The sequence below is a fragment of the Pseudovibrio sp. Tun.PSC04-5.I4 genome, from assembly GCF_900104145.1.
Lineage (GTDB): Bacteria > Pseudomonadota > Alphaproteobacteria > Rhizobiales > Stappiaceae > Pseudovibrio.
This window is the reverse complement of the sequence record NZ_FNLB01000006.1, coordinates 3,015,084-3,028,455: the sequence shown is the minus strand read 5'-3', so window position 1 is coordinate 3,028,455 and position 13,372 is coordinate 3,015,084. Positions and strand designations below refer to the sequence as shown.

14 protein-coding genes are annotated in these 13,372 nt (G+C 46.8%); 7 read left to right on the top strand and 7 right to left on the bottom strand.

Translation table 11 applies throughout. The features are described 5' to 3' along the window. Positions 1-87: 87 nt before the first annotated feature. Positions 88-2,097, top strand: a complete 2,010-nt coding sequence (locus tag BLS62_RS19315; RefSeq protein WP_093184130.1) for a thioredoxin domain-containing protein — start codon at positions 88-90, stop codon at positions 2,095-2,097. Positions 2,098-2,231: 134 nt separating this feature from the next. Here the strand turns inward: BLS62_RS19315 and BLS62_RS19310 are convergent, their stop codons facing one another. The 5 genes from BLS62_RS19310 to hemE all read right to left on the bottom strand — a co-directional run bounded on the left by BLS62_RS19310 (position 2,232) and on the right by hemE (position 6,513). Beyond that, positions 2,232-2,816, bottom strand: coding sequence for a GNAT family N-acetyltransferase (locus BLS62_RS19310; RefSeq protein WP_093184126.1), 585 nt, complete (start codon positions 2,814-2,816; stop codon positions 2,232-2,234). After that, positions 2,809-3,393 carry a GNAT family N-acetyltransferase gene (locus BLS62_RS19305; protein WP_093184123.1) on the bottom strand — a complete coding sequence of 195 codons (585 nt, stop codon included), beginning with the start codon at positions 3,391-3,393 and terminating at the stop codon, positions 2,809-2,811. Before BLS62_RS19305 ends, BLS62_RS19310 begins: the two co-directional genes overlap by 8 nt. A 100-nt stretch (positions 3,394-3,493) precedes the next feature. Beyond that, positions 3,494-4,759, bottom strand: coding sequence for a transcription termination factor Rho (gene rho / locus BLS62_RS19300; protein ID WP_093184120.1), 1,266 nt, complete (start codon positions 4,757-4,759; stop codon positions 3,494-3,496). Between the two features lie 266 nt (positions 4,760-5,025). After that, entirely contained in the window at positions 5,026-5,454 is a 429-nt protein-coding gene (gene hemJ, locus BLS62_RS19295) for a protoporphyrinogen oxidase HemJ (protein WP_093184116.1), read from the bottom strand. A 30-nt stretch (positions 5,455-5,484) separates the two neighbouring features. Beyond that, on the bottom strand, positions 5,485-6,513 hold the full coding sequence (gene hemE / locus BLS62_RS19290; protein WP_200798544.1) for a uroporphyrinogen decarboxylase: 1,029 nt from the start codon (positions 6,511-6,513) through the stop codon (positions 5,485-5,487). Positions 6,514-6,940: 427 nt separating this feature from the next. On the opposite strand from hemE, the gene BLS62_RS19285 reads away from it, so the two are divergent. The 5 genes from BLS62_RS19285 to dnaQ all read left to right on the top strand — a co-directional run bounded on the left by BLS62_RS19285 (position 6,941) and on the right by dnaQ (position 10,590). Continuing rightward, on the top strand, positions 6,941-7,789 hold the full coding sequence (locus tag BLS62_RS19285) for a pyruvate, water dikinase regulatory protein (protein WP_093184110.1): 849 nt from the start codon (positions 6,941-6,943) through the stop codon (positions 7,787-7,789). A 61-nt stretch (positions 7,790-7,850) separates the two neighbouring features. Further along, positions 7,851-8,447 (top strand): Maf family protein, encoded by a 597-nt coding sequence (locus BLS62_RS19280; protein ID WP_093184107.1) that lies wholly within the window; start codon positions 7,851-7,853, stop codon positions 8,445-8,447. Next, positions 8,444-9,277, top strand: coding sequence for a shikimate dehydrogenase (locus BLS62_RS19275; RefSeq protein WP_093184105.1), 834 nt, complete (start codon positions 8,444-8,446; stop codon positions 9,275-9,277). Before BLS62_RS19280 ends, BLS62_RS19275 begins: the two co-directional genes overlap by 4 nt. Beyond that, the gene (coaE, locus tag BLS62_RS19270) at positions 9,278-9,865 is read left to right on the top strand and encodes a dephospho-CoA kinase (RefSeq protein WP_093184102.1); all 588 of its coding nucleotides are present in this window, start codon (positions 9,278-9,280) and stop codon (positions 9,863-9,865) included. Between the two features lie 14 nt (positions 9,866-9,879). Next, on the top strand, positions 9,880-10,590 hold the full coding sequence (gene dnaQ, locus BLS62_RS19265) for a DNA polymerase III subunit epsilon (RefSeq protein ID WP_093184099.1): 711 nt from the start codon (positions 9,880-9,882) through the stop codon (positions 10,588-10,590). Between the two features lie 61 nt (positions 10,591-10,651). Here dnaQ and BLS62_RS19260 read toward each other — a convergent pair whose 3' ends face one another. Further along, complete coding sequence (locus tag BLS62_RS19260; RefSeq protein ID WP_093184096.1) at positions 10,652-11,638, bottom strand: 2-hydroxyacid dehydrogenase; 987 nt, start codon at positions 11,636-11,638, stop codon at positions 10,652-10,654. Between the two features lie 240 nt (positions 11,639-11,878). Here BLS62_RS19260 and BLS62_RS19255 point away from each other — a divergent pair, with 240 nt between their 5' ends. Beyond that, positions 11,879-12,424 carry an SH3 domain-containing protein gene (locus BLS62_RS19255; protein ID WP_093184093.1) on the top strand — a complete coding sequence of 182 codons (546 nt, stop codon included), beginning with the start codon at positions 11,879-11,881 and terminating at the stop codon, positions 12,422-12,424. A 92-nt stretch (positions 12,425-12,516) separates the two neighbouring features. Here BLS62_RS19255 and fabI read toward each other — a convergent pair whose 3' ends face one another. After that, the gene (gene fabI, locus BLS62_RS19250; RefSeq protein WP_093184090.1) at positions 12,517-13,344 is read right to left on the bottom strand and encodes an enoyl-ACP reductase FabI; all 828 of its coding nucleotides are present in this window, start codon (positions 13,342-13,344) and stop codon (positions 12,517-12,519) included. Positions 13,345-13,372 lie beyond the last annotated feature (28 nt).

Genomic DNA, 13,372 nt, shown 5'->3' with positions numbered 1-13,372 from the left:
TTCTTTATTCGCTATGTGATCACGCTGTGACTGCGTTAAACCTACCCTATTCGCCAAGCAATACCTTGAATTCAGGATCACCTCTTTATGAGCAGAAATCGCTTAACGAACGCTTCAAGCCCTTACCTTCTTCAACACCAAAATAACCCTGTCCACTGGTGGGAATGGAGTAAGGAGGCACTCGACGAAGCACAAAAAACAAACAAGCCAATTCTGCTGTCTGTCGGTTATTCCGCTTGTCACTGGTGCCACGTCATGGCTCATGAGAGTTTTGAGGATGAAACAACAGCTGCCCTCATGAATGAGCACTTCATCAACATCAAGGTAGATCGTGAAGAACGTCCTGACATCGATCAAATCTATATGCAAGCCTTGCATATGCTGGGCGAACAAGGTGGCTGGCCGCTGACAATGTTCGTGACACCCACCGGTGATCCATTCTGGGGTGGAACATATTTTCCAAAAGAAGCTCAGCATGGCTCTGCTGCTTTTAAAGATATTCTCGCGGCAGTAGCCCAAAGCTTCTCAACGGATCGCGATACAATCGAAGCCAACAGACAGGCCATCAGTCAAGTGCTGAATGCACCACATCCCGAAGCCTCCCCCCTTTCAGCATTCATGATTACCGCTGCAGGCAAACAACTCTTCACCATGCAGGATGAAGTGGAAGGCGGAATGAACAGTGCGCCGAAGTTTCCGCAGGCCGCAGTTCAGGAGCTTATTTTCAGAACCGCCAAAGGCCAGAAAAATACCTTTATGCGCGACCAGTATTTGGTAACCGCGCGTGCTATTTCTCAGGGCGGAATATACGATCACGTGGGAGGTGGCCTGGCTCGTTACGCAGTAGACTCTATTTGGCTCGTCCCACATTTTGAAAAGATGCTCTATGATAATGCCCAGTTCATTGAACATCTATGTTGGGCCTATCAGGAAACTGGCGAAGAACTGTTTCACCTCCGGATCCAGGAAGTGATTGATTGGCTCAAGCGGGATATGAAACTACCTGAAGGCGGCTTCGCATCTTCTATGGATGCAGACAGCGAAGGTGTCGAAGGCAAGTTCTACGTCTGGACTAATGACGAGCTGAAAGCCTTAGTTCCAGAAGAGCACTTCGAGCTGTTTTGCAAAGCCTATGATGTGACCATTGAGGGCAATTGGGAAGGGAAGATTATTCTCAACCGGCGTCAGTCCCCTACTCTTCTAAACGCCGCCCAAGAAGACGTGTTGGCTACGTGCAGGAAGATCCTGCTTGATCATAGAGCAACCCGTATACCGCCTCACAAAGATGACAAAGTTCTAGCTGATTGGAACTCCATCCTTATCTGTGCGCTTGTAAAAGCAGAACCCCTTGTTTCACGTGAATCTATTCGCATTTCTGCCAAGGAAGCTTTTGGCTTTATTATTGAGCATATGCTGGTAGATGGAAAGCTCAGTCATTCCTGGCGACAGGGCAACAGATTAGAAACTGGTTTTGCTGCAGATTATGCATGGACAGCCAGAGCAGCTCTCGCCCTATATAGTTCGGAACCGAATCCTTCCGAAAAGCAGGCATACCTGAATAAAGCCGAGGAGTTACTTTCCATCCTTAATGACCGCTTCTCACACACCAACGGCGGCTTCTATATGACGGATAAAGATGCCGATGACCTCATCCTCCGGCCCTACCACGCTTATGACGAAGCAACCCCCAACTACAACGCGGTCGCTGCATTAGCCTTCACAGAGCATTGGATACTGACGGGAAATACATCTTCCCGCAATATCGCTGATGGGACACTGAATGCCTTCACAGCTGACATTCATAAAAATGTCTTTGGCACCGCAGGCCTCCTGAATGCATTGGATACAAGAACGCGCTTCAAGAAAGCGCTTGTTGTTCACGGTTCTGGACCGGAAGCGAATCCAATGAAGGAACCACTCCATAAACATTCTGATCCGGTATTTTATATAGACGAAGTCCCAGAGGGTTCTATAAAGCCGGTTGAGCTGGAAAACTCATCCTGGAACAATGGTGAGACCACTGTTTTCATCTGCTCAGAGAAGGGCTGTTCCTTGCCCGCTACCACACCAAAACTTTTAGGCGAGCAATTACACTAAGCATATCAATCAAGGGTTGGGTCGTTGTTTCACGTGACCCAGCCCTTGATTAGAGCTTTGAAAATTGATGTGATTCACGTGAAACATCACATTATTAACAGGAGAACAAATTCTTTATCCCATCAAACTAAGCTCTAAGATACAGATGCGAAACGGTCTCTATTCAACCGGTAAAGAACATGCCTACGAAGCCAATGTCCCTCTTCCAAAAACTGATGATCAAAATCATCAGAAACTTCAGTCACCATTCCAAGCCGTTGCATTACCTTTTGAGAACGCTTGTTTTGAACTGCAGTAAAACTTACGACCTCATCCAACTGAAGAGTTTCGAACCCGAATCTAAGCCAAATACGGGATGCTTGCTGCGCAATCCCCTTCCCCCAAGCATCAGGAATAAGACGCCAACCGATCTCAACGCAGGGATCAAACGGAAGAGGTATTGGATAGGTTGGGATACCTAAACCACAAAAGCCAAGGAACTTCCCGGACAACTTGTCTTCGACAACTGGTACCGCAAAACCGTGGCTCTCCTGTTTTGCCAACAAGCGTTGATGCATGGTCTCGCTTTCCTCTCGAGACATCACATTTGGGAAAAACTCCATAACGCGAGCATCAGCATTCATCTCCGCAAGACCATCCAGATCCCGCGCTTCCCACTTCCGCAATACAAGCCGGTCCGTCTCAATATGCGGGCATTTGTCAATTAGTGTCTCAACCATATTCACGGTCCAAAAATTGTTGTTTTGTAATCCGGTATAGAAAATTCCGCGCCAGTGGAGCATTCGCATCCATGTCGGGATCAATAAAATCGTCACCAGTTGAATAAATCATCCCAAGGCGCTTCATGGTATTTTCAGAACGTTGATTGCCCACAACCGCATTCGCGACAATCTCATCCAGCTTCAAAATCTCAAAACCGAATTTAAGCCAGATACCTGCTGCTTCCATGGCAATGCCCTTCCCCCAAGCATCACGTTGAAGCCGCCAGCCAATTTCAACGCACGGCCCAATAGGAATATCAGTCTCTTGAACATTAAGTCCACAGAAGCCCAACAAACGACCAGATTGTTTATCTTCAACAACCGGGAAGCAATAGCCATGCTGATCCTGTTTTCTCAGCACACGACCTAACATCTGCTCCGCTTCTTCAGGTGATTTCACAGCGCCGAAGAATTTCATGACCCCAGGATGCCCACATAATTCAATCAGGCCATCAAGATCCCTTTGCTCCCACTTACGAAGAATAAGACGCTCTGTTTCCGCACGAGGACATTTATCAAGAACAATAGTTTCCATGTCACTCTCCCTCTCAATTCAAAATAGAATCCAATCAACAAACAAAAAAAAGGCCCCGCACACCGAAGTGAGCGAGGCCCTAAAACTCGGTACAATAAATCTATGTATTCATTGAATCGAAGAAATCATCGTTGGATTTTGTCTGACGCAATTTATCGAGCAGGAACTCAACAGCATCAACAGTATTCATCTGGCTTAGGATACGGCGCAGAACAAAAGTCTTCTTGAGCTTATCAGCAGAAACAAGAAGCTCTTCCTTACGAGTACCGGAGCGCTGAATATCAACAGCCGGGAAGACACGTTTGTCAGAGATCTTACGATCAAGGATAATTTCGGAGTTACCCGTTCCCTTGAATTCTTCGAAGATAACTTCATCCATACGGCTGCCGGTATCAATCAGGGCCGTCGCGATGATGGTAAGAGAACCACCCTCTTCGATGTTACGAGCCGCACCAAAGAAGCGCTTAGGACGCTGCAACGCGTTCGCATCAACACCACCAGTAAGAACTTTACCAGAGGACGGCACAACGGTGTTGTAGGCACGACCGAGGCGTGTGATGGAATCCAGAAGGATAACAACGTCACGGCCATGTTCAGTCAGACGTTTAGCCTTTTCAATCACCATTTCAGCAACCTGAACGTGGCGAGAAGCAGGCTCATCAAATGTAGAAGAGACAACTTCACCATCAACTGTGCGCTGCATGTCCGTTACTTCTTCCGGACGCTCATCAATCAACAGAACGATAAGGTAACACTCAGGATGGTTGGTTGTAATAGACTTCGCAATATTCTGAAGGAATACTGTTTTACCTGTCCGAGGAGGCGCAGTGATCAGAGCACGCTGGCCTTTGCCGAGCGGAGCTACAAGATCAATAATGCGAGAAGAAATATCCTTGGAGCTGGATTCCGGTATTTCAAGATTGAAGCGATCTTCTGGGTAAAGCGGCGTCAGGTTATCAAAATGAACCTTATGTCGCGCATTTTCAGGATCTTCAAAGTTGATTTTATTGACCTTCAGAAGGGCGAAGTAACGCTCACCATCTTTAGGGCTACGGATCTGGCCTTCAACAGTATCACCAGTGCGCAGAGAAAAGCGACGGATCTGTGAAGGTGAAACGTAAATATCGTCTGGGCCTGGCAAGTAGTTTGCATCAGGAGAGCGGAGGAAGCCAAATCCATCTTGGAGGACCTCTACGACACCTTCGCCGATGATCTCAATATATTGCTCTGCAAGTCTCTTCAAAATCGCAAACATAAGTTCCTGTTTGCGCATGGTACTTGCATTTTCGACATCATGCTCCTCAGCTACTGTAAGGAGTTCAGTCGGGCTTTTAGACTTAAGGTCTCTGAGTTTCATTTCCCGCATAAATAGGGATCGTCTTTACTATGGGTTCTGGACTTGATTTAGCTTTAAAGGATCAAGAACTTTCGAACACAAAACGTTAGGGGGGAATTGCAGCTTCTCTAGGTACGACGTTCATCGACCTACGAAAATCGCTAGGAGATTAGCGATTATTAAAGCTGCACTGTGAAGGTGTCGGCACAATAACTAATCGAATTCAATTCGGCAAGTGCTTATTGCCCACTAATTCTCCTAAATTTTCAATAATAATTTCCGAATGCCCGGATCACCTAGGGTTTAAAGATCACTAGGAACACAATTGCAACCATTAATAGTGTTGGAATCTCATTAATAATTCTAAAGTATCGCTCACTATTCTTGTTTTGATCCTGCGCAAACTTGGTCACATGCTTCGAAAGCATTACGTGATATATCGTCATGAGAATAACAAGAGAGAACTTCAATAGAAACCAAAGATCAAAATATGCATCAAGCAAATAAACCAACCACAAACCAAAAATCCATGTGGCCATCATTGAAGGCGCCATAATTGCTTTCAGCAATCGGCGCTCCATGATCTTAAAGGTTTCGCTCTTGTCAGATCCGATTTCTGCCGTCGTGTGATAGACAAAAAGGCGCGGGAGGTAGAACAATCCTGCCATCCAAGCAACTACAGAAATTATGTGTAGGGACTTCGCCCAGGAATATGCATCATCCATAATCCGCGCCTCAATATTTGTAATAACCGATTACAGGCCTTTTACGCGCTTCACCATCTCAGCCACGTGTTCTGGCGGTGTCTGCGGCACAACGCCATGACCCAAATTAAAGATATGCGGGCCATTGCCTAAAACTTCGAGAGAGTGATCTATTCCAGTTTCAAGCGCACGTCCACCGGCAACCAGTCGCATCGGATCCATATTCCCCTGAACAGGAACAATCTTCTGAATTTCCTGAGCAACTTCTGCAGGAACAGTCCAATCCAGACCTACTGCATCAACACCAGTACCTTCAACATAGCGCTTTAGCCGCGCTGCGGATGCTTTCGGGAAACCAATGATCTTCGCATTGGGGCGCTGAGCTTTCACGCCATCAACGATTTTGCGAGTTGGACCAACAGACCACTGTTCAAATCCAATGTCATCCAAAACACCTGCCCATGTGTCAAAGATCTGAAGCGCATCAGCACCACCATCCAGCTGAGCCACAAGGTAGCTGATAGAAGCTTCAACCAGATGATCGATGAAAGCAGTCAGGAGCGCAGGATCCCTGTAGGAGCCGATACGAGCGGCAACTTGGTCCTGAGTGGTATGACCAGCCACAGAATAGCAAGCAACCGTCCACGGAGCTCCGCAGAAGCCTAGAAGCGTGGTTTCTGTCGGTAACTCAGCTCTCAAACGCTTGATTGTGGCAATAACAGGAGCCAAATGCTCCATTGTCCTAGCTTGATCAAGTTTATCAACGAGTTCGATTGAGAGTGGTTCGAGAACTGGTCCTCGACCCTCCTCAAATTTTACAGGGTAGCCAAGCGCATCTGGAACTACGAAGATGTCAGAAAATAGGATGGCAGCATCGAAGCCATACCTACGAATTGGTTGGAGAGTAACTTCTGTTGCAAGATCGGTGTTGTAGCAGAAGTCGAGAAAATTTGGAGCTTGAGCTCGTATAGCTCTGTACTCAGGCAAATACCTGCCTGCTTGTCGCATCATCCAGATTGGTGGGCGCTCTAGTTTTTCGCCTGCCAAAACGCGCATTACCGCTCTTTCATGAGATTGCATCAATCGCCTCTTTTATCCAAAGCCTGCTTTAAAAGAATCTTCTTATTTTCTTGTTTCTATTTCTATTAGTGAGTGAATAGCAGGGATCAATTAAATTCCACAATTCTTAACTGAAAAAACACTTATGGGATAAGTCACAGATCAAAAACAAGCAAGACTCTACACAGGAGTCGAAAACTAATTGTTTTTCTTTATGATTCAATAGGTTACTATCTTCAATATAACCACAGATCACAGTTCATCCCACAAGCTGTCCTGTGTATTTTTTTCGTGGGAATGTGCAATCCCTGTTTTCCAGTTCATTTCGAATTCAATATTCTCAAAATATAGAATTGTTGACGAAATAGGGTCAGCGGGCATTAAATTGGCGGCACATGGAGATTTGAACAGTTTTCCCAAATCTCTTAGGCATGTTGAGGATGATACCTTGGGTAACCACTCTAACTACTTCCATTTGCACATGGTTTCGGATTCCACTGGCGAAACTTTGATGACTGTCGTGCGTGCTGCGACAGCACAATATGAGAATATCCAGCCCATTGAGCATGTTTATCCGCTTATCCGACATGACAAACAGTTGAGTAGAGTGCTGGATGAGATTGAATCTGCACCAGGAATTGTTCTCTACACGCTTGTGGAACAAGCTTACGCCCGCCGCCTGGAGCGGAAATGTCAGGATTTGAGCCTACCGTGCGTAAACATCCTCAAACCCGTCTACCAGGTCTTTCACAGCTATCTGAACGTCACAGAGACATGGCGTGTGGGTGGGCAGCATGTCTTGGATGATGAGTACTTCCGCCGTATGGACGCTATGAACTTCACCATGATGCACGACGATGGCCAGATAGCCGGTGTTTTGGATGAAGCAGATGTAATTCTGGTCGGTATCAGCCGAACATCAAAGACGCCAACCAGTATCTATCTGGCAAATAGGGGTATTAAGGCGGCAAATATCCCGCTGGTCCCCAATATACGCCCTCCCCGCCAGCTTCTTAAAGCCAAAAAGCCGCTTGTTGTTGGTCTGATGGCGACGGCTGAACGCATTCGGGATATTCGCCAAAACCGTATTCTCACTCTTGATGCCAAAACGGATAACGACAGCTATGTGGATCGTAAGTCCATCGCGCAGGAGATTGCGATGTCGAAACGATTGTGTGCAGAAAATGGATGGCCTTTGATTGACGTGACACGTCGTTCCATTGAGGAAACGGCAGCAGAAATTATGGAATTGCTCAGAAAGCATAAAAATGAACAGAAAGAAGAAGAAGAATATTGAGAAGCTCAACGATTTATCCCAATGAAGAGCACAAGAAATCCTCAGTTTTGGAAAGTAGGGTATGACACGACTGGTTTTAGCCAGCGGAAGTAAAATCCGCGCAACTCTCTTGGAAAATGCTGGACTTATCTTTGATAGGATTCCGGCAAATGTTGATGAACGCCAGATAGAAGAGCCATTGCTTTCCACTGGTGTGGATCCAAAAGTGATTGCAGCCAAATTATCCGTTGCGAAAGCGAAAGAAGTTTCGGCACATCATCATGGTGCTTACGTTATTGGCGCGGATCAGATCCTTGCTTTTGAAGGTACGCGGTTGGTGAAGCCTGAAGATCTGAAAGCTGCTCGTCAGCAATTGGAAAACTTTTCAGGCAAAAGCCATGCTCTCCACTCCGCTGCTTGTATTGTGAAAGACGGCGAAGTTGTATGGGAGAGTCTTTCGACCGCAGTCCTCCACGTTCGCCATCTCACAACAGACTTCCTCGATTGGTACATTGACCGGACCGGCACCGAAATTCTTTCCAGTGTCGGCGCTTATCAATTGGAAGCTGAAGGTGTTCAACTGTTTGAAAAAATTGAGGGTGACTATTTTACAGTCCTTGGTCTGCCGCTGTTGGCCTTACTGGATTACCTGCGCAGCATTGAGGTTTTGAAGAAATGAGAAACGCTGCTGTTACAGGACATCCTATTGGCCACTCCAAATCTCCCTTGATCCACGGTTACTGGCTTAAACAACACGGCATTGAAGGATCGTATATTGCCCAGGATGTCCCACCAGAAACGGCAGAGACTTTCTATGGCTCTCTAGCAAAGCATGGGTTAGTTGGTTGCAACGTGACTATTCCCAACAAGGAACACGCTTATAAAGCCGCCGAAAAACTAGACGATGCAGCCAAAACGATTGGTGCTGTAAACACGCTTTGGTTGGATGAAGACGGTGTATTGAACGGTTCAAATACTGATGGTCTTGGTTTTCTGGGAAACCTGGATCAAATATTGCCGGATTGGGATAACAACGGGAATAAAGCTATTGTTTTGGGTGCCGGTGGTGCTTCTCGCGCGATAATTTGGGCGTTGCTCTCAAGAGGGTTCACAGAAGTGTATATCGCAAACAGAACGCTGGAAAAAGCGCAGAAACTAGCGGATCATTTTGGACCAAATACCATCGCAGTTTCTTGGGATACTCTGGGGGAAACACTTGGAGAAGCGGATTTACTCGTAAACACCACATCTCTTGGTATGGCCGGACAGCCAGAACTTACTATCGACCTTAATAACCTGTCGAAATCTGCTGTCGTGACGGATATTGTTTACTCCCCGTTACAAACCAATCTGCTTCGTGAAGCAAAAGCGCAAGGAAACCCAAGTGTGGATGGCTTGGGCATGTTGCTTCATCAGGCAGTGCCGGGTTTTGAGAAATGGTTTGGCGTTCGCCCTCATGTGACAGCTGAACTTCGTGAGATGATCGTAAAAGAGATGGGACTTACCTGAATGATTATTCTGGGTCTGACCGGTTCTATAGGAATGGGTAAATCGACAACATCGAAGCTCTTTGCTGAAGCTGGGGCTGCGGTTTATGATGCTGATGCAGCAGTCCATGCCCTCTACGCTGGCAAGGCAGTGGAGCCAGTCGGGAATGCGTTTCCCGGTGTTGTAAACGATGGTCATATAGATCGGGCAGCACTTGGAAAAATAGTTCTCCATGACAAAGCAAAAATGACTTTGCTGGAAAGTCTCATTCATCCTCTGGTTCAGGAAGTTGAGGCCGAGTTTTTAGAAAATGCGAAACAAGCAAGACACAAAGTTGTCGTTCTGGACGTCCCTCTCCTCTTTGAAGTTGGCAAACACAAGTCTGTGGATGCCGTTGTCGTCGTTTCCGCGCCATATGATGTACAACGCAAACGCGTTCTTGAAAGACCGGGCATGACAGAAGACAAATTTGAAGCTATTTACGCAAAACAGTTAAACGACGCAGAAAAACGCAAAAAAGCGCATTTTATTGTCGATACCGGACTGGGTGTTGAAACCGCACGCCGGGCAGTTGGTGCTATCATGCGGGCTGTGTCGTCCATCGCTTAAAGAACGGTATAATTATGCGCGAAATCTCCTTCGATACTGAAACCACAGGTCTTAATCCGCTTGATGGTGATAGATTGGTTGAAATCGGCGGAGTGGAGCTCTTCAATTTCATTCCGACAGGCAGAACCTGTCACCTCTATGTGAATCCGCAAAGAGATATGCCGGCAGAAGCGTTCCGCATCCATGGCCTCTCAGCGGAGTTTCTCTCGGACAAACCATTGTTCGTCGACGTTGCTGATGAGTTCCTTGACTTCGTTGGAGATTCTCGCTTGGTCATTCACAACGCACCCTTTGATATGGGGTTCATCAACATGGAGTTAGGGCGTTGTAACAAACCAAAAATTCCAGTCACGCAGGTGTTGGATACACTAAAGCTGGCCCGCAGAAAATTCACGACCGGTTCTGTTTCTCTGGATGCGCTGTGTTCGCGCTATGGCGTTGATAACACTAAGCGTGTTTATCACGGCGCGTTGTTTGATGCCGAATTGCTGGCTGAAGTTTATCTTGAGATGAACGGCGGCAAGCAGAAAAATCTGGGCCTTATGCCAGATGATGAATCGATCGATCTCGATTCAATGGGTGACTTTGAGCCAGAAAAACGTGCAGTTGCTCTGCAACGCCCGGTTCCCCTCCCCCCGGTTTTATCAGAGGAAGAAATCGAGGCTCATGCTAAGTTTCTCGCAGGAATGAAAACGGATCCAGCTTGGAATAAGTACCTGAAATAGTTCTAACTCATGGATATTATAAAAGAAAAGCGCCTCGACCTCTCGAAGCGCTTTGTTTTTGTCAGAGCATGGATGGTAGAACACGGTCCGGTGGACGGTGCCCATCCATGAAGGCCTTGATATTGATGATGACTTTTTCACCCATATCAATACGTCCCTCAATGGTTGCTGAACCCATATGAGGCAGCACAACAATCTTGTCTGAGGCAACGAGCTTCGGATTGACAGCTGGTTCGTGCTCAAACACATCCAATGCTGCGCCGGCTAGCTCTCCCGCCTCAATCTGACGAAGGAGGGCATTCTCATCCACAATTTCACCGCGAGCTGTGTTCACGATGTAAGAATCTGGCTTCATCAGCTTCAAACGGCGCGCAGAAAGCAAATGGTAAGTGCCGGGCGTATGCGGGCAATGGATTGAGACAACATCCATCCGTGCAAGCATTTGGTCGAGACTCTCCCAGAATGTAGCTTCCAGCTGCTCCTCAAGCTCCAGTGGTTCGCGAATTCGATTGTGGTAATGGATAGACATACCAAACGCCTTCGCGCGCCTGGCAACCGCTTGACCGATCCTGCCCATACCGATGATGCCAAGACGCTTACCCCAGATCCGCCGACCCAGCATCCACGTTGGAGACCATCCATCCCATTCTTTGTTTTCGAGTTTACGCATACCCTCTGCAAGGCGACGCGGAACGGCAAGGATGAGTGCCATTGTCATGTCAGCTGTGTCCTCGGTCATCACACCAGCTGTATTTGTTATGGCGATACCGCGATTATTGGCAGAAATCACATCAATATTGTCAACGCCATTACCAAAGTTGGCTATTATCTTCAAATTAGGGCCGGCTTGCGCAAGAATCGACGCGTCGATGCGGTCAGTAACAGTTGGGACAAGGACATCTGCAGTTTTGACGGCTTCAACAAGTTCTGCCTGGGTAAACGGTTTATCATGTTCATTCAAACGTGTGTCGAAAAGTTCCCGCATGCGTGTTTCAACAACATCTGGCAGTTTCCGTGTCACAACCACAATCGGCTTCTTTTTGGGCATCGTCCCCGCCTTCTGTCAAAATTATGAAGTTTATTAACTCTGGCCACTCGCCATATGAGTCAATATCTTAAAGGCTGTCAAAGTTTCATTACCAAGTGTTCCGGTGAAAACAAGACTTGTCAAACGCGTCTACATCTAATAGCAGCCACTAGCGGATATCGCGAGATGTAAGCTATGATACTTGTGTCGCGATTTTAGTCTAAATTACGGATCTGCCCTACGGAAAGTCTCGGTATCGCTATGAAAAATATAAGTTTTCGTGCTCTTGGTGCCCTCGCAACCGCTTTTCTATTATTTATTTTTGTTTTTCCATCCGTAATTACTGCTAGTGCGCAGTCTGCGGGCTCTGGAGTATCCGGCTTACCAGTCCCCCGGTTTGTTAGTCTCAAATCAGATCGGGTAAATGTCCGGATGGGTCCTAGCAGAAGTCACGATATAGGCTGGACATTCGTAAGAAGTAGACTGCCTGTTGAAATTATTCAGGAATATGATGACTGGCGCCGCATTCGTGACTGGGAAGGCAAAGAAGGCTGGGTCTTCAAAACATTGTTGACTGGTTACCGTTCCGCACTTGTTACGCCATGGTTAAATGTTATTGAAACAACACCCCTGCGAAAACGCCCTGGTCCCAATGAACCAATAAAAGCATACCTAGAACCGTTGGTTCTTGCGGGTGTTGTTGAATGTATTGATGGTTACTGCCGTATTTCTGGTAAGGATTTTGAAGGTTGGATCGACCAAAGCAGGTTATTTGGTGTTTATAAAAACGAAACAATCAATAACTAATCAGTTTCGAAATGCTCCAATAAAAAACCTCTGAGAATAATCGCAGAGGCTTTTTATTGTTTGTTTATTGAAGCTATATGCTCATCAAAAACTTAACTGGATTCTTTTTCACGCAGCAGTTTGTCCGCTGCCTTCAGCTCTTCAAGGCGAGGCATAGACACGATATTGTAACCTGAATCCACAAAGTGAACTTCACCAGTAACACCACCAGACAGATCAGAAAGCAGGTAAAGGCCTGAGCCACCCAGCTGAGCGTTTGTCACGGTCTGTTTAAGTGGTGAGTTTGTTTGTTGGAAGTTGAACATCAGGCGAGCGTCAGAGATACCTGCGCCGGCGAGTGTCCGAACAGGACCAGCAGACATAGCATTCACGCGAATACCTTGCTCACCTAAATCCATAGCTAAGTAGCGTACGGAAGCCTCTAGAGCAGCTTTAGCAACACCCATTACGTTGTAATTTGGCATTACGCTTGTTGCGCCACCGTAGGTCAGTGTCAGAATAGAGCCGCCATTTGGCATGATTTCAGCTGCGCGGTTTGCAATTTCTGTAAAGGAAAAACAGGAAATCTGCATTGTCCGCGCAAAGTTGGCGCGGGACGTATCAGCATAGCGACCACGCAATTCAGATTTGTCTGAAAATGCAATCGCATGAACAAGGAAATCAATGGAACCCCATTTTTCCTTTAACTGAGTAAACACGCCATCCACACTGTCGATGTCTTCTACATCGCATGGAATAAGCATGTCTGAGCCAACACTATCCGCCAAAGGTTTCACACGGCGACCAAAAGCATCCCCTTGGTAGGTGAAGGCAAGCTCAGCCCCTTGTTCGGAAAGAGCTTTGGCAATGCTCCAGGCGATACTATGGTCATTGGCAACGCCCATGATAAGACCACGTTTGCCCTGCATTAGCTTGCTCATAGAAAACTCCTGTAATTCAATATCTGGC